Genomic DNA, 14711 nt, shown 5'->3' with positions numbered 1-14711 from the left:
GGGGTCGAGACGCGCCCACCTTCGGGGACGCAGGGGCGTCGGAGGGCTCGTTCAGCCGGCGGAGCTCGGTCCGGCGCCGGGAGTCCCGTCCGGAGGCGATTAGGCCGAGAGTCTGCTCGCGACGAGACGCATGATGTTGAAGCTGATCGCGGCGAGCAGCACGATCGTCTTCACCTTTACCAGCCCTCGGACGTTCAGCCGGTCGAGTCGCCGGTGCACACGGAGATCTGCGTTCGTCCTCTCGGCGAGGACGCCGCGCTGCACGTAGACGCGCTTGGCGTCCTCTGTCCCCATCCGCACGCGCCAGGCCCCGATCGCAGGTGTGTCGTTGCGCTTCGGAGCGTGCGGATCGACGGCTTTGCTCTTCGGCTTCGGCAGCGGCGCATACGGAGTCGCGCCCCGCTCTGCGATGGCCTCGATGTTGTCGAGCGTCACGAAGCCACCGTCGACCAGGTACTCGCGTGGCGTCTCGCCCGTTCGGCGCCGGATCTCGTCGAGCATCGGCACGACGTGCGGCTGGTCGGTACCGTTGTTCGTGACGTCGGTGCCCACGATGACACCGCTCTCGTCCGTCGCGAACTGCACGTTGTAGGCGGGCCGGAACCCACCGTCCGCCATCTTCATCACGCGGCTCTCCGCGTCCGTGGTGCTGACGCGGATCTCGCCGCGACGCCTCGCGTCCGAGGGCTTCTTCTCGTCTCGCTCGACGCGCTGCTTCTCGACGACTTCGACCTCCGCAAGTGCGGCCTCGACGGCATCGAGCCGAGCTTGCGCGGCCCGCTCCTTCGCAGCCTGAACACGCTTCGTCGAAGCTGACGGATCGCTCTCGATCTCGCGCCTGAGCTTTCGGACCTGTTCCTCGGCTTCTTTGCGGCAGCGCTCCAGTGACTGACGACGCCGGAAGCTCGCCGCGCCGGCGCTCGCCCGGACCTTCATCCCGTCCTGCGCCACGCGCCGGAGCTGCACCACGCCTTCCTTCATGAGCGCGGCCAGCACCTGCGTCATGAGCCGGTCGAGCTTCTTCCCGTGCTCCACGCGAAAGTCGGCGAGCGTATGGTGGTTCACCGGCACCCCGCCGCAGATCCAGCGGTAGGGCGCGTCCCGCTCGCACAGCCGCTCGAGCAACCGCGCGCTCCCCACGCCCTCCGAGTTGGCGAACAGCCACAGCGCGAGCAGCACCGCCGGGTCCGTTGCTGGCCGCCCAGCATTGCTGCCGCGCGACGCGATCTCGTCGTAGAACGCCGACAGGTCCAGCCGCTCGACCAACGTCCAGATGGCGCGAACCGGGTGCTCGTCCGGGACCAGCGCTTCGAGGTCCGTCGGCTGCAGCGAGAGTTGATTTCGGACCGGCCTCACCACCCGCGGCGCGTCGTGTTCGCTCACGCCCCGAGAAGATCACGGCCGGCGGCCCCAGTCCATGGGGCACCGGCCGATTCCTTCACGCTCTCTCAGCGCACGCTGAAGTAGACGCGCGCGCCGCCCTCCTTGCGGGCGCGCTCGCCGCCCTGCGCGAGGAAGAGCCGCGCCTGGTCCAGGCCGGCCGCGATGAGCGCCTCCCGCGCGCGCTGCGCCCGCTCGGCCGCGAGCGCCCGGTACGCGTCCTCCGGCACCTGGGCCGCCGCCGCGAGCCGCTCCTCCATCTCCTGCGGCGTGGGCGCCGGCGCGGCCTCGCCCTTCTGCGCGGGCGGCGCGGCGGGGAACGCCGCGTGGTAGGCCGCCTTCACCAGCCGCACGCGCTCCTCCGCGCCGAGCGTCACCTCGTCCAGGCTCGCCGGCGCGGTGCGGAGCGTCTCGGCCCTGGCCCGGCGGAGCGCGCGCTCCAGCGCGGCGCGGCGCAGCGCGGCGCCGTCCTGGGCCGCGTCGGCGGAGCCCTCCAGCTCGAGGCCGAGCGTGGGCCGCTGCCCGAGCGACCTCGCCAGCAGCGCGATGCGCTCCTTCGCGGCCGGCAGCGGCTCGGCGGTGCCCGGGGTGAACTCCACCAGCGACAGGTCGGCCTGGTCGCCGCCCACCAGCGACGCGAGCGCGGTGAACGGCGAGGTGGCGACCTTCACGAGCACGTTCAGGATGGTGCGCCAGATCACCTTGCCCAGGCGGAACTCGGGGTCGTCGAGGTTCCCCTCCACCGGCACGTCGAGCAGGATCACGCCCTCTCGGTCCTGCAGGAGCGCCAGCGCCAGCCGCACCGGGACCTTGGTCGCGTCCGGGCTCTCGGTCTTGTCACCCAGCGTGAGCTGGTTGACCCGGACCACGTTGGTGGAGGTGAGCGCGCGGTTCACCACCGTGTACTTGAGATCGAGGTCGAGCTTCCCCTTCTGCAGGCCGTAGCCCAGGAACTTGCCGGCGTACGGGCCGAGCGGCGACAGGTCCACGCCCTCCGAGGCGACCACGAGCTCCGTGTACGCCTCCTTCTGCAGCGGGTTGAGCGTGCCGGTGACGCGCACCGGCGAGGCGCCCTCCACCTGCAGGCGCACGTCCACGCTGGAGCGCACCGTCGGGTCCGAGGACAGCCGCGTCACCGTCGCCTGGCCGCCGGTCAGGTTCACCACCGCCGCGGGCGTCACCGAGCGGTCCACCAGGGCGAGCCGCCCCCCGGCGACCTCCACGCTGCCGATCGAGGTGCGCCAGGCCGGTCCGGCGGGCGCGGGCGCCGCCGGAGCCGACGCCGGGCGGAGCGCGCGCGCCACGCTGGTGGCCCCGTCCTCCCAGACGTACGCCTTCACCCGCGGCTCGAGGAGGCGCACCCGGCGCACCGCGGCGCGCGGCGGGGTCGAGGCGGCGTCGATGCCGGTCACCTCCAGCGCCCGCCAGCGGAGCAGGTCCTCGTTGCCGGCCTCCGCCACCGCGAGCGCGTCGAGCCGGACGTCCCCGGCGAACGTCCAGCGCGGCGCCTGGCCGGCGAGGTCGTAGCCGATCGTGGCCTTCGCGCCGGCGCGCCCGGCGGTGAGCTGCGCCACCAGCGACGTGTCGAGGTACGGCGCGAGCGGCACGAGGTCGAGCGCCTCCGCCTCGAGCGCGAGCGTGCCGCGATCGCCGAACGGGCGGACCTCGCCCTTCACCGCGAGCCGGCCACGCCCGTTCCAGGCGAGCGACGCGGCGAGCGGGCAGGCCGTCTCCGGGCCGGGGCGGATCCCCTCCAGCTTCACCGCCACCTCGGTGAGCGGGAGCCGGACGGGCCGCGCGGTGGAGCGATCCTCGACGTCCACCGCCAGGCCCGAGACCTCCAGCGCGCCCACCGACCAGCGCCAGGGCTCCGGAGAGGCCGGGGAGGGCGGTGGCGCCATCCGCGCCAGCTCGAGCGTGCCGTCCTGCTCCAGGCGCGCCCGCACCGCGCCGCCGCGCACCGCCACCGTCGCGACGGAGGCCTGCTTCGCGAGCGCGTCCACCTGGATCCCGGCGACCTCCACCCGCGGCAGCCGCACCGGCGCGTCGGCCTGGCCGCGCGGCGCCAGCGCGAGGCGCTCCACGGTCAGCTTGCCGCCGGACGTGCGCAGCACGCGGGCGTCGGCGCCCCACGCCAGCTCGTAGGCGGTCTCGAGGTCGAGCACGCCCTCGGCTAGGTCCACCGGCGCCTGGTCGTGGATGTAGGGCGCGTACTTGGGGAGCTGGATCCGCTCGAACGCGAGCGTGCCCGAGGAGCGGAGCGGCGCGCTCCGGACCGTGCCGGTCCACCGGAACGTCTCGCCCGACTCGGTGGTGCCGGTGAACGAGTACGGGCTGTCGCCGCCGCCGCGCGTCCGGAAGGAGTCCAGGCGCACGGTGAGCGGGCCGAGGGTGGTCTCGAACGCCGGCTTGCGGGTGGCGTCGCGGAACACCACCCGCGCCTCCTCCACCGCGAGCCGCCGGATGGAGAGCCCCAGCCCGCCCTGCTTCGCCGGGGCCGCGGGGGCGCCCGCCTTCGCCGCCGCGGGATCGCCCGCCAGCAGGTCCTCGAACGTGAGCGCGCCCCGCGCGTCGAGGCCCACGTGCAGGGCCGGGCGCACCAGGCGGATCTCGGCGAACCCGACGTCCCCGGCGAGCAGGCGGAGCGGCGCGAGCCGGACGTAGAGCGAGTCCCAGGCCGCGAACGGCGCGCCGTCGCCGTGCTTCACCCGGAGTCCCTCCACCGTGACCGAGAGCGCGAGCGGGTTGATCCGCACGCGGTCGATCTCGACCGGCCGGTGCAGCGCGGCCGACGCCTGCTTCACCGCGACCCGGCGGACGAGCGACGGCGCCGCCAGGAAGCCGAGCGCGGTGTACGCGCACAGGAGCCCGCCGAGGAGGGCGGCGGCGCGGAGCCAGCGGCGGCGGCGCGGCGCCTTCGGGGTGGTGTCGGACATGGTCGCCCCTTAAACCTCCGGAGGGCGCGGCGCGCAAGCCGGGGATCCGGGAGACCCCGCACCATCGGAGCGGCGGCCCGGTGCACGCGCCCCGGCGCCGAGGTGACTGCCATGGCGGAGGATGCGGCGAGGGCGGACCGGGCCGGGCCGGCGATCGAGACGGTGCTGGTCCCGCGCACGCGCGAGCTCGCCGGGGTGAGGGTCGGGCGCGTGCTGCCCGCCATGCAGCGGCGGATGGTGGGGCCGTTCGTGTTCCTCGACGAGATGGGGCCGGTCCTGTTCCGCGGCGGAGACGGGCTCGACGTCGCCCCGCATCCGCACGTCGGGCTCGCCACCGTCACGTATCTCTTCGAGGGCGAGCTGCTGCACCGCGACAGCCTCGGCTCGGTGCAGGTGATCGCGCCCGGCGCGGTGAACTGGATGACCGCCGGGCGCGGGATCGCGCACTCCGAGCGGACGCCGCCCGCCGCGAGGGCGGCCGGCGGCCGGCTGTCCGGGATCCAGAGCTGGGTGGCGCTGCCGCGCGCCCACGAGGAGGACGAGCCGTCGTTCGCGCACGTCGCCGCCGAGGCGCTCCCGACGCTGGAGGAGGGCGGGGTGCGCCTGCGGGTGATCGCCGGCGCGTTCGCCGGCGCGCGCTCGCCGGTGAGGGTCCTCTCCGAGACGCTCTACGTGGACGCCGCGCTCGCCGCGGGTGCGCGCCTCGAGGTGCCGGCGGACCAGGAGGAGCGGACGATCCTGGTGGCGAGCGGCGAGATCGAGGCGGACGGGGCTCGCTTCCCGGCCGGGCAGCTCCTGGTGCTGCGCCGCGGGGCGCCGGTGGTGCTGCGCGCGCCGTCGACGTCGCGCGTGCTGCTGCTCGGCGGCGAGCCCATCGACGGCGAGCGCCACGTCTGGTGGAACTTCGTCTCAAGCTCCAGGGACCGGATCGAGCAGGCAGCGGCCGACTGGCGGGCCGGGCGGTTCGCGTCCATCCCCGGTGAGCGGGACCCCATCCCGCTGCCGGAGCGGCCGCCAGGGGTGCGGATCCGCTGACCGCGCGCTGCGGGCGGAGGTGCGCGATGGCGCAGGCCTGCGGGGGACGCGGCGGACGCGGCGCGGAAGACTATGCTGATCACGTTCCCCCGCGCGAGGGGAGCCGGAGAGGAGGACGGTCATGGTGCGCAGCGCAGCGGGGCTCACCCCGGCGCAGCTCGAGACGCTCCGCGGGAAGCTCGAGGCGGAGCGCAGGCGCGTGCAGCGCCTGCTCGCGACGCCGGTCGAGGACGTGCCGGCAGAGGGCGAGCGCACCGAGCCGGAGGAGGTCGCTCAGCGCTCGACCGAGGCCGCCCACCACCTGGGTGTGGCGGAGCGCGAGCGCGCGCTGCTCGCCGACATCGAGCGCGCGCTCGCGAAGCTGGACGCGGGCACGTACGGCGTGAGCGAGCGCACCGGCGAGCCCATCGCGTACCCGCGCCTCGCGGCGGTGCCCTGGACCCGCGTCGCGGCCGAAGACGAGGAGTGAGGCGGCGAGGCGACTCGCCAGGGGAGGCCGGTTGACGGCGCACCGCCCCGTGCGCTCCCTCGGCGCATGACCTTCGCCGTCCCCGCCGCGGCCTACGACCGCTTCATGGGCCGCTACTCGCGGCCGCTCGCGCCGCGCTTCATCGACTTCGCCGGCGTGGCGGAGGGGCCCGCGCTCGACGTGGGCTGCGGCCCGGGCAACCTCGCCGCGGCGCTCGCGGAGCGGCTCGGGAGCGCGCAGGTGGCGGCGGTCGATCCCTCGGAGCCGTTCGTGGAGGCGTGCCGTGCGCGCGTGCCCGGCGCCGACGTGCGGCGCGCCTCCGGCGAGGCCCTGCCGTTCGAGGACCGCGCGTTCGCGGCGGCGCTCTCGCAGCTCGTGCTCTCGTTCGTGAAGGAGCCGGACGGGATGGCGGCGGAGCTCGGCCGCGTGGTGCGCCCGGGCGGCGTGGTGGCGGCGTGCACGTTCGAGGCGAGCGGGCTCGCGCTCGCGACCGCGTTCTGGGACGCGGCCATCGCGCTCGATCCCGCCGCGCCGGACGACGCGCGGATCCCGTTCCGGCGGCTCCCGGAGCTGCAGGCGCTGTTCGCCCGCGCCGGCTTCCGCGAGATCCGCGCCGGGACGCTGGAGGTCGAGGCGCGGTACGAGGACTTCGACGAGGACCTGTGGCGCTCGCTGGGCGCCGGCATCGGACCCATGGGCGCCTACCTGGCCGCCCAGCCGCCGGGCCAGCAGGCGCTGCTCCGCGACGGCTGCTGGGAGCGGCTGGGGCGCCCCTCCGGCGCGTTCACGCTGCCGGCCCGGGCCATCGCGGTGCGCGCCCGGGTCTGACAGCGCCGCCCATTCACGTGGAGCCCTGCTGCGGCGCACGCTGGCTGCCTGCGCCGGGCAGACTCGTCCCTGCGCTGCTCGACGTGCCTAGGGGCACGCCTGCGCTGCTCGGTCCTCGTGTGCCCGGCTCGGCGACGCCATCGTGTGCCTCGCGACGGGCCCCACGCGAACGGGAGGCGCTATGAGCCGCGAAGCGCCGGCGGATCGGCGCGGCGGAGGCCGTGACGCACCGCGGGATCGTGGCGCATCGCCCCGGTGATGCCGCCGATCCGTGTCACCTCGCCGCGGTGTCCCGTGGTGCCGCACCCGGATCGCGTCCGGAGGTCGTGTGTCACGGTAGCAGTGGCTACCCGCTGCACGCACCGACGCCTACGCTTCACTCCACGGTTCACGGGGTGCGTGCGGTGCGCGTCGCGATTCCAGCCCTGCTCCTGCTGACGGTGTCCACGTCCTGTGGGCGGGGGCCGGACCTCGTCGTGCACCAGACCGCGGTCGTGGTCGACACCACCGCGCCGTTCGCGCACCACCCCGACTTCGCGCGCCGCCTCGAGTCCACCATGTCCGCCGCGCTCGCGTACTGGGGCGGCGACTGGAAGGCGCTCGCGCACCGGACCATCACGTTCCAGGACGAGCAGTTCGTGACCTGCGGCGGCATGGGGACCGCGCTCGGCTGCTTCGACGGCGACATCCGCCTCACCACGCGCGATCCGTCGATCGGCACGTTCCGCTGCGTGGAGGCGACGGTGCTCGTGCACGAGATCGGCCACGCGGTGATCGGCGACCGCGACCACCGCGATCCGCGCTGGATGGACTTCGACCGCGTGGCGCAGGAGCTGGCCGGCCGCATCGGCTACCCGGACGGCAGCGCGCCCTGCGAGCTGTACCCGAGCGTCTGGCGGCACCTGCCCGGCGGCTGAGCCGCCCCGCCTCGGGGCTACCTCGCCTCGCGCCCGCCGGTCTCGCGCTCGAGCCCGTCGATCTCCAGCTGCAGGTCGGCCGCCTTCCGGCAGGCGCGCGCGTTGCCCCGCTCGCGCAGGAACGTCTCCAGCCGCCCCGACATCCCCACCGGACGCTCGCCGCGCCCGAGCGCCAGGCACTGCTGCTCGAACCAGCTCCGGTCCACCTCGCCGAACAGCCGGCCGATCACCCCGCCGTCCTCGCCGCCCTCCGGCGCCGCCGCCTCGCGGTAGTCGGCGTAGAGGTCGTCGAGCGTGGTGCGGAGCTCGCGGCGGGTGTCGAGGAGCTTCTGCTCGGGCGTGCGGCAGCCGAGCGCGAGGGCGGCGGCGAGGGCGGCGGCGGCGAGCGTGCGTCCGGGCATGGCGGCATGGTATCGCGGAGCGCGCCCGCGCGCCGTGCGGGCCTTGCCCCGGCGGGCGCTCCCGAGCAGGATCCCGCCCGCGGAGGAACCGTGGACTACGACGCCGATCACGCCCCCGACCCGAGCGCCTGGCTCGCCGCGGACGAGGACGAGCGCCTCCGTGCCGTCGAGGCGCACCACGCCGGCCTGGCCTCGCACGCGCGCATGCCGAAGCCGCGCCTGCACGCGGCCCTGCACCTGGTGGTCGAGGCGCAGCTCGCGAGCGGCGAGCCGCCGGAGGCGCGCCGCGCGCTGGAGCGGCTCGTGGCGGGCGGGCTGCCCCGGCACGAGGCCGTGCACGCCGTCGGCCTGCTCGTCGCGAACGCCGCCAGCGCCGCGCTGGAGGGGCGCACGTTCGACGCCACCACCTACGCCCGCGAGCTCGACGGGCTCACGGTCGAGGGCTGGCGCGCGGCCGGCAAGGAGTGAGGCGCGCGGTTGCCGTGAGCGCACCGCCGCGGTAAACGGACGCGTGGCCCGCCTCCTCCTCGTCTGCCTCGGCGGCGCGCTCGGGAGCGGCGCGCGCTACCTGACGTCCGCGTGGGCGCTGCGGGCGTTCGGCCCGGACTTCCCACGCGGCACCCTGCTCGTGAACGTGTCCGGCTCGTTCCTGCTCGCCGGGATCATGACCGCCTCGCTGCAGAGCGAGGCGGTCCCGCCCGACCTGCGGCTGTTCCTGGCGGCCGGGGTCATGGGCGGCTTCACCACCTACTCGTCCTTCAACTACGAGACGCTCGCGCTCGTGGAGCAGGGCCGGCTGGCGGCCGCCGCCGCCTACCTGCTCGCCACGGTCCTGGGCTGCCTCGCGGCCGCGTTCGCCGCCACGCTGCTGGTGCGCTGGCTGGCGGGGTGAGCGGCTCGCTCAGCGCGAGAGCCCGAGCCGCGCGGCGTCCTCGGGCGTGTTCGCGTTCTCGAACGCCCGGCCGAGCGGATCCACCGCGCGCCACTCCGCCTCCTCCACCACCCGCGCGCCCACGCGCCGCGCGAGGCCCTGCAGCGAGGGATCCCCGGCGCGCAGCTCCGCCTCGAGCACCGGCAGGCAGGCGCGCGACCAGAGCGCGTGCAGCGGCTGCAACCGCCCGCCCCAGCGCACCACCACCGCCGGCGCGCCGGCCCGCAGCCCGGCCAGGAACCCGATGGGCGCCTCGGCGAGGAAGGGCATGTCGCACGCGGCGGTGAAGATCCACGGCGTGGACGCGGCGGCGAGCGCGGCGTGCACGCCGGACGGCGCGCCCTTGCCCGGGAGGGCGTCGGGGATCACGCGCGCGCCGAGCGCGGCGTACGGCACCGGATCGTTCGCGACCACGAGCGCGTCGTCGAACAGGGCGCGGAACAGGCGCAGCGCGCGGGCGGCGATGGGCTCGCCGTCCACCTGGAGCAGCCCTTTGGGGAGGCCGCCCATCCGCGTGGCCTTCCCGCCCGCCACGAGCGCCCCGGTGCAGCCGGCGATGCGGATCGACGCCATGCGTCGAGTGTAGCGCGGAGCGCTGGAACCGATGGGGTGATCCGGGTTAAAACGGCCGGCTCATGACCCCGGACCAGCGGCTCGAGACGTTTCGCAAGTTCGTCGAGAAGAGCCCGGACGACCCCTTCGCACGCTACTCCCTCGCCATGGCCCTGCGATCCGCGGGCCACGGCGAGGAGGCGGCGCAGGAGTTCCGCGAGCTCGGCCGCCGCGTTCCGGACTACGTGCCGACCTACCTGATGCTCGGGCAGGTGCTCGAGACGCTGGGGCGTGACGGCGAGGCGGCGCAGGCCTACCAGGACGGGGTCGCCGTGGCGACCCGCAAGCAGGACGGACACGCGGTGAGCGAGCTGACCCAGGCGCTCGACGCGGTCCGCGCCAGAGGAGCTCAAGGATGAGCGAGCAGAACGAGACCGCGGTTGCCCACCTCCCGCTCGGCGGGATCATGAAGGGCAAGCGCGCGCTGATCACCGGCGTCGCGAACGAGCGGTCCATCGCGTGGGCCATCGCGGAGGCGTTCCGCGCCGAGGGCGCCGAGCTGGCGTTCACCTATCCCGGCGAGGCGATGGGCAAGCGGGTGCGCCCGCTCGCCGAGCAGGCCGGCGCGAAGGCCATCCTCGACTGCGACGTCGCGAAGGACGAGGACATCGCCCGCACCGCGGCCGAGATCGGCAAGATCTGGCCGCAGGTGGACGTGCTGGTGCACTCGATCGGCTACGCGCCGCGCGAGGCGCTCGACGGCCGCTTCGCCGACGTCACCACCCGCGAGACCTGGCGCATCGCGCTGGACGTCTCCGCCTACTCGCTCATCGGCCTCGCCCGGGCGTTCAAGCCGATGATGAAGCCGGGCGCCTCCATCGTGTGCCTCACGTACTACGGCGCCGAGAAGGTGGTCCGGAACTACAACGTGATGGGCGTCGCGAAGGCCGCGCTGGAGTGCTCGACGCGCTACCTGGCCGAGGACCTCGGGCAGGAGGGCATCCGGGTGAACGCCATCAGCGCCGGCCCGCTCAAGACGCTCGCCGCCGCCGGCATCAAGGGCATGCGCTCCATGCTCGGCGAGAACGCCGACAAGACGCCGCTGCGCCGGAACATCGAGCAGGACGACTGCGCCCGCGCCGCCCTCTACCTGTGCTCTGACCTCGCCCGCAACGTGACCGGCGAGATCCTCCACGTGGACGCCGGCCAGAACATCATGGGCGTGGTGAGCATGTCGTAGCCCTCGACTCGGTCCGCTCATCCCGACCCTTCGACTCCGCTCGCTCATCCCGAGCGTAGCGCGGCCGCGAGGCCGCGCGGAGTCGAGGGAGCGGCGTCGAGGGACGCTAGATGAACCGGCCGCGCCGCGGCGACTCGCCGACGAACGGGTTGGCGCGGCGCTCCTCGCCCAGCGTGCCGGCCGGCCCGTGGCCCGGGTGGAAGCGCACCGCGTCGCCGAGCGGGAACAGCCGCTCCTTGATCGAGCGCTCCAGCGCGTCGAAGTCGCCGCCGGGGAGGTCGGTGCGGCCGACCGAGCCGGCGAAGAGCGTGTCGCCGGTGAACAGGATCTGCTCGCCGGGGAACCACAGGCTGCACGAGCCGGCGCTGTGCCCCGGCGTGTGGATCACCTGCGCCTCGCAGTCGCCCACCCGGAACGCCTCGCCGTCCACGTGGTGGTGATCCACCTCGGGCGCCTCCACGGGATCGAAGCCGAACATCTCGGCCTGGCGGGGCAGCGCCGCCAGCCAGGCGTCGTCGGCCGCGTGGATCTGCAGCGGCGCGCCGGTGGCGGCGCGGGCCTCGGCGCCGCCGCCCACGTGATCGATGTGGCCGTGGGTGCAGAAGATCCGGGTGATGCGCCAGCCGGACGGATCGGCGAGCGCGAGCGCGCGGTGCACCTCGGCGCCGGGATCGACCAGCACGGCCTCGCCGGTGCGCCCGCAGGCGGCGAGCCAGCAGTTGGCCGCGAACGGGCCGACCACCGCGTGGCGGACCACGAGCATCGCTTCCTCCAGACGCGAAGGGCCGAAGGGTCTCCCCTCCGGCCCGCGCGCACCGCCCGGCCACGCGGGCCGGCGAGGCGAATGCCTAGTACGAGAAGGACGAGCCGCAGCCGCAGGTGGTGCGGGCGTTCGGGTTGTTGAACTTGAACCCGGCGCCCTGCAGGCCCACGACGTAGTCGATGGTCACGCCCTGGAGGTACATCGAGCTCATCGGATCGACGTAGAGCTTGATGCCGTCCTGCTCGAGCGAGAGGTCGCCGTCGCGCGGGTCCTTCTCGAAGTCCATCGAGTACTGGAACCCGGCGCAGCCGCCGCCCATCACGCCGACGCGGATGCCGTAGCCCGCGAGGCCCTCGCGCGCGATGGCGTCCTTCACCATCTCGATCGCCTTCGAGGTCAGGCTGACGAAGTTCGGGATGCCCAGATCGGGGGAGGATACGGCCGGGGCGGCGATGGTGGTGGCTTCCATTTCTTCGAGTTCTCCATCGAGGGGCGCACCCTCGTTGACGTGGCGCAAGGAGTCTAACAGGGAGGGTGGGGCGCTTCAACGCGGGTTCGACCGCGCACCCACACCACTTTTTCGATCGTTCAGCCGGCGCGTCCGGACAGGTGGCGCCCTCCGTCCACCGGCAGCACGGCGCCGGTGACGAACGGCGCGTCGGCGAGGTAACGCACGGCGGCCGCCACGTCTTCCGGCGTGCCCGGCCGCCGGAGCGGGATGCGCGCGGTGAGCCCGCGCCGCTGCGCCGCGGGGTAGCGCTCGGGCCAGAGCACGGTGCCGGGGGCCACGCCGTTCACGCGCACCCGGGGCGCCAGCTCGAGCGCCAGGCACTCGGTCAGCCGCGCCAGCGCCGCCTTCGACGCCGCGTAGGCCGCATAGCCCTTCCACGGCACCAGCCCGCCGCCCACGTCGATGACGTTCACGACGGAGCCGCGGGCCCGCGCCAGCAGCGGCGCGAGCGCCCGGACGAGCAGGAGCGGCGCCCGCGCGTTCAGGTCCATCTGCGAGTCGAACGCCGCGGCGTCGGTGCCGGCCAGCGGGAGCGCGTCGAACACCGAGGCGCTGTTCACCAGCAGGTCGAGGCGGCGGTGCCGGGCGCGGAACGCGGCCGCGAGCTGCGCCGGCCCGTCGGCGGCGGCGAGGTCGGCCTGCAGCGCGGAGGCGAAGCCGCGCGGGCGGTGCGTGCGGTAGTGCGCGGCGACGGTCCAGCCGTCCTTCGCCAGCGCGCGGGCGATCGCCTCGCCCACGCGGACCCCGGCCCCGGTCACCAGCGCGATGCGGTCGGCCACGGTGTCACCTCTCGCGGTGCGGGTCCCAGGCGGTCTCCGGCTTGCGCGCGCGGTGGTTCGCGACGCGCGCCGCCACGAACAGGAGGTCGGAGAGCCGGTTCAGGTAGGCGAGCGCGACCGGCGAGACCTCCGCCTCGGCGGCGAGCGCGACCACGCGGCGCTCGGCGCGGCGGCACACGCAGCGCGCCAGGTGGAGCTGCGCGGCGGTCCGGGTCCCGCCGGGGAGCACGAACTGGCGCAGCGGCGGCAGCTCCGCCTCCCACGCGTCGATGGCCGCCTCGAGCCGCTCCGCCCAGCGCGGCTCCACCGCCGGGATGGCCGAGCGCGCCTTCTCGCCGTGCGGGGTGGCGAGCTCCGCGCCGACGCAGAACAGCTCGTCCTGGATCCGCGCGAGCTGCGCGTCGATCTCCGGGTCCTCCACCACCGCGCGCACCGTGCCCAGGCAGGCGTTCAGCTCGTCCACCTCGCCGTAGGCCTCGACCCGCGCGTCGCTCTTGCGCACCCGCGGCCCGCCGAACAGGCCGGTCTCTCCGGCGTCCCCGGTCTTCGTGTAGATCTTCACCCGAGGGTGCGTATCAGAGGCGATGGACGCGCCGCAACGCCCGCGGTAGGACCGGCGCATGACCGACGTCTTCGAGGGAGCGGCGCTCGCCGCCATCGGCCGCGAGGCCGCCGAGCGCGCCTGGGCCGAGGGCCTCACCGTGCGGAAGCCGGACGGGACGGTGGTGCCGATCCCGCTGCTGGCGGAGCCCGAGGTGCGCTCGCGCGCGGCGCTCGACGGCCTGGCGCGGGAGGCCGAGCGGATCCTCTCGGGCAGCGTGAAGCTGGCGCGGGCGCTGGTGGCCTCGGGCGACGCCCGCGATCGGGCCGCGCTGGAGGAGCCGTTCTCCGGCCTCGAGGCCGAGGCGATGGCGCGCCTGTTCGAGGAGGCGCCGCTCGCGGTGATGATGGCGCGGGTGGACTTCCTGGTGCCGGAGGGCGGCGGCGCGCCGCGGGCCCTCGAGCTGAACGCCACCATCCCGGCCATGTCCGCCTACGCCGACCTGGCCGCGTTCGCCTGGATCCGGGCCGCCGCGCGCGCCCGCGGCCGGACGCCGCGCGAGGCCGAGGCGCTGGTGGCGGCCTGCGGCAGCCACATGGAGCGGCTCCGCGAGGCGCTGGTGGCCACGTACCGGGCGCGCGGGGGCGGGCGGGTCCGCCCGTCGATCGCGCTGGTGGCCCGGCCGGGAGACGCCCAGATCGGCGAGCTGCGGCGGCTGGCGGCGCACTTCCGGCAGATGGGCCACCGCGCCGAGAACCTGGTGCCGGCGGAGTGCGATCCCGACGCGTGGGACGTGCTGTACCGGCACGTCTGGGCGCACAAGGTGGACCCGGCCGATCCGTTCGCGCGGGCGCTGCGCGCGCCCGGCAGGTACGTGCTCCTCAACCCGGTGAACGGGCTGCTCGAGGCGAAGGCGCTGTTCGCGCGCCTGTCGGAGTGCGCCGAGGACGTGGCGCTGGCCGACCGCGCCGGGCTCGACGCCGAGGAGCGGGCCGCCGCGGCGCGCCTGCCCTGGACGCGCCGGCTCACCCCCGAGGTGGCGGCGCGGCTCGTCGCCGCGCGCGAGCGGTTCGTGCTGAAGCGGAGCTGGGACTACGGCGGCAAGAGCGTGCACCTCGGCGCCGAGACGCCGCCGGAGGCGTGGGCCCGCGCGGTGGAGGAGGCGCTCGCGGATCCCCGCGCCGGCGGGTGGGTGGCGCAGGAGCGCGTGTTCGCCGAGCGGCGGCCTGCCACCCGCATCGCGCCCGAGGGCGTCTCGCGGTCCGACCTGTACCGCGACGTGTCCACGTACTGCGGCCTCGGGCCGTCGCGCCCGTCCGGCTCGGTGGTGCGCGCCGCGGCGTCGCCCATCGTGAACATCCTGGGCGGCGGCGGGCTCGCCCCGGTGATCCCCGAGGACGTGATGGCGGCGCTGGGGTAGGCGCGGCG

Annotated in this window: 17 protein-coding genes; 9 read left to right on the top strand and 8 right to left on the bottom strand. The window is 75.2% G+C overall.

The genetic code is table 11. The features are described 5' to 3' along the window. Positions 1–99: 99 nt before the first annotated feature. Entirely contained in the window at positions 100–1383 is a 1284-nt protein-coding gene (locus tag A2CP1_RS18350; RefSeq protein ID WP_012633071.1) for an IS1182-like element ISAde2 family transposase, read from the bottom strand. A 65-nt stretch (positions 1384–1448) separates the two neighbouring features. Continuing rightward, positions 1449–4316: a DUF748 domain-containing protein gene (locus A2CP1_RS18345; RefSeq protein WP_015934746.1), complete on the bottom strand. Its 2868-nt coding sequence runs from the start codon at positions 4314–4316 to the stop codon at positions 1449–1451. Positions 4317–4427: 111 nt separating this feature from the next. Here A2CP1_RS18345 and A2CP1_RS18340 point away from each other — a divergent pair, with 111 nt between their 5' ends. The 4 genes from A2CP1_RS18340 (at position 4428) to A2CP1_RS18325 (ending at position 7565) form a co-directional block, all read left to right on the top strand. Further along, on the top strand, positions 4428–5351 hold the full coding sequence (locus A2CP1_RS18340) for a pirin family protein (RefSeq protein WP_015934745.1): 924 nt from the start codon (positions 4428–4430) through the stop codon (positions 5349–5351). 121 nt (positions 5352–5472) lie between these two features. After that, complete coding sequence (locus tag A2CP1_RS18335) at positions 5473–5820, top strand: TraR/DksA family transcriptional regulator (protein ID WP_015934744.1); 348 nt, start codon at positions 5473–5475, stop codon at positions 5818–5820. 66 nt (positions 5821–5886) lie between these two features. Next, the gene (locus A2CP1_RS18330) at positions 5887–6648 is read left to right on the top strand and encodes a class I SAM-dependent methyltransferase (RefSeq protein WP_015934743.1); all 762 of its coding nucleotides are present in this window, start codon (positions 5887–5889) and stop codon (positions 6646–6648) included. Between the two features lie 404 nt (positions 6649–7052). Further along, positions 7053–7565, top strand: a complete 513-nt coding sequence (locus tag A2CP1_RS18325; protein ID WP_015934742.1) for a hypothetical protein — start codon at positions 7053–7055, stop codon at positions 7563–7565. A gap of 17 nt (positions 7566–7582) precedes the next feature. Here A2CP1_RS18325 and A2CP1_RS18320 read toward each other — a convergent pair whose 3' ends face one another. Further along, complete coding sequence (locus A2CP1_RS18320; protein WP_012527551.1) at positions 7583–7966, bottom strand: hypothetical protein; 384 nt, start codon at positions 7964–7966, stop codon at positions 7583–7585. A gap of 90 nt (positions 7967–8056) precedes the next feature. On the opposite strand from A2CP1_RS18320, the gene A2CP1_RS18315 reads away from it, so the two are divergent. Then, positions 8057–8434, top strand: coding sequence for a DUF1841 family protein (locus A2CP1_RS18315; RefSeq protein WP_015934741.1), 378 nt, complete (start codon positions 8057–8059; stop codon positions 8432–8434). A 43-nt stretch (positions 8435–8477) separates the two neighbouring features. Further along, positions 8478–8858 (top strand): fluoride efflux transporter CrcB, encoded by a 381-nt coding sequence (gene crcB, locus A2CP1_RS18310; RefSeq protein WP_015934740.1) that lies wholly within the window; start codon positions 8478–8480, stop codon positions 8856–8858. 9 nt (positions 8859–8867) lie between these two features. Here crcB and mobA read toward each other — a convergent pair whose 3' ends face one another. After that, positions 8868–9470 (bottom strand): molybdenum cofactor guanylyltransferase, encoded by a 603-nt coding sequence (gene mobA / locus A2CP1_RS18305; RefSeq protein WP_015934739.1) that lies wholly within the window; start codon positions 9468–9470, stop codon positions 8868–8870. Between the two features lie 62 nt (positions 9471–9532). On the opposite strand from mobA, the gene A2CP1_RS18300 reads away from it, so the two are divergent. After that, entirely contained in the window at positions 9533–9868 is a 336-nt protein-coding gene (locus A2CP1_RS18300) for a tetratricopeptide repeat protein (RefSeq protein WP_012527547.1), read from the top strand. Then, entirely contained in the window at positions 9865–10689 is an 825-nt protein-coding gene (locus A2CP1_RS18295) for an enoyl-ACP reductase FabI (RefSeq protein WP_015934738.1), read from the top strand. The genes A2CP1_RS18300 and A2CP1_RS18295 overlap by 4 nt, the downstream gene beginning before the upstream one ends. Before the next feature lie 106 nt (positions 10690–10795). On the opposite strand, the gene A2CP1_RS18290 is transcribed toward A2CP1_RS18295, so the two are convergent. From A2CP1_RS18290 to A2CP1_RS18275, 4 genes are all read right to left on the bottom strand, one after another. Beyond that, on the bottom strand, positions 10796–11452 hold the full coding sequence (locus tag A2CP1_RS18290) for an MBL fold metallo-hydrolase (protein ID WP_015934737.1): 657 nt from the start codon (positions 11450–11452) through the stop codon (positions 10796–10798). 85 nt (positions 11453–11537) lie between these two features. Further along, a complete protein-coding gene (gene erpA / locus A2CP1_RS18285) occupies positions 11538–11921 on the bottom strand; it encodes an iron-sulfur cluster insertion protein ErpA (protein ID WP_015934736.1) in 384 nt (127 codons plus the stop codon). 119 nt (positions 11922–12040) lie between these two features. Then, a complete protein-coding gene (locus tag A2CP1_RS18280; protein ID WP_015934735.1) occupies positions 12041–12742 on the bottom strand; it encodes an SDR family oxidoreductase in 702 nt (233 codons plus the stop codon). A gap of 4 nt (positions 12743–12746) precedes the next feature. Further along, a complete protein-coding gene (locus A2CP1_RS18275) occupies positions 12747–13304 on the bottom strand; it encodes a cob(I)yrinic acid a,c-diamide adenosyltransferase (RefSeq protein ID WP_015934734.1) in 558 nt (185 codons plus the stop codon). A 58-nt stretch (positions 13305–13362) separates the two neighbouring features. Here A2CP1_RS18275 and A2CP1_RS18270 point away from each other — a divergent pair, with 58 nt between their 5' ends. Further along, positions 13363–14703: a hypothetical protein gene (locus A2CP1_RS18270; RefSeq protein ID WP_015934733.1), complete on the top strand. Its 1341-nt coding sequence runs from the start codon at positions 13363–13365 to the stop codon at positions 14701–14703. Positions 14704–14711: the final 8 nt, after the last annotated feature.

The organism is Anaeromyxobacter dehalogenans 2CP-1 (assembly GCF_000022145.1).
Taxonomy (GTDB): Bacteria; Myxococcota; Myxococcia; order Myxococcales; family Anaeromyxobacteraceae; genus Anaeromyxobacter; species Anaeromyxobacter dehalogenans.
The sequence above is the reverse complement of the archived record's forward strand: the minus strand, read 5'-3'. Positions and strand labels throughout refer to the sequence as shown.

Coding starts and splice junctions, on each gene's coding strand:
- mobA (WP_015934739.1), bottom strand. CDS start 9,470: ATGGCGTCGATCCGCATCGCCGGCTGCACCGGGGCGCTCGTGGCGGGC.
- A2CP1_RS18290 (WP_015934737.1), bottom strand. CDS start 11,452: ATGCTCGTGGTCCGCCACGCGGTGGTCGGCCCGTTCGCGGCCAACTGC.
- A2CP1_RS18295 (WP_015934738.1), top strand. CDS start 9,865: ATGAGCGAGCAGAACGAGACCGCGGTTGCCCACCTCCCGCTCGGCGGG.
- A2CP1_RS18340 (WP_015934745.1), top strand. CDS start 4,428: ATGGCGGAGGATGCGGCGAGGGCGGACCGGGCCGGGCCGGCGATCGAG.
- erpA (WP_015934736.1), bottom strand. CDS start 11,921: ATGGAAGCCACCACCATCGCCGCCCCGGCCGTATCCTCCCCCGATCTG.
- A2CP1_RS18335 (WP_015934744.1), top strand. CDS start 5,473: ATGGTGCGCAGCGCAGCGGGGCTCACCCCGGCGCAGCTCGAGACGCTC.
- A2CP1_RS18270 (WP_015934733.1), top strand. CDS start 13,363: ATGACCGACGTCTTCGAGGGAGCGGCGCTCGCCGCCATCGGCCGCGAG.
- A2CP1_RS18300 (WP_012527547.1), top strand. CDS start 9,533: ATGACCCCGGACCAGCGGCTCGAGACGTTTCGCAAGTTCGTCGAGAAG.
- A2CP1_RS18345 (WP_015934746.1), bottom strand. CDS start 4,316: ATGTCCGACACCACCCCGAAGGCGCCGCGCCGCCGCCGCTGGCTCCGC.
- A2CP1_RS18330 (WP_015934743.1), top strand. CDS start 5,887: ATGACCTTCGCCGTCCCCGCCGCGGCCTACGACCGCTTCATGGGCCGC.
- A2CP1_RS18320 (WP_012527551.1), bottom strand. CDS start 7,966: ATGCCCGGACGCACGCTCGCCGCCGCCGCCCTCGCCGCCGCCCTCGCG.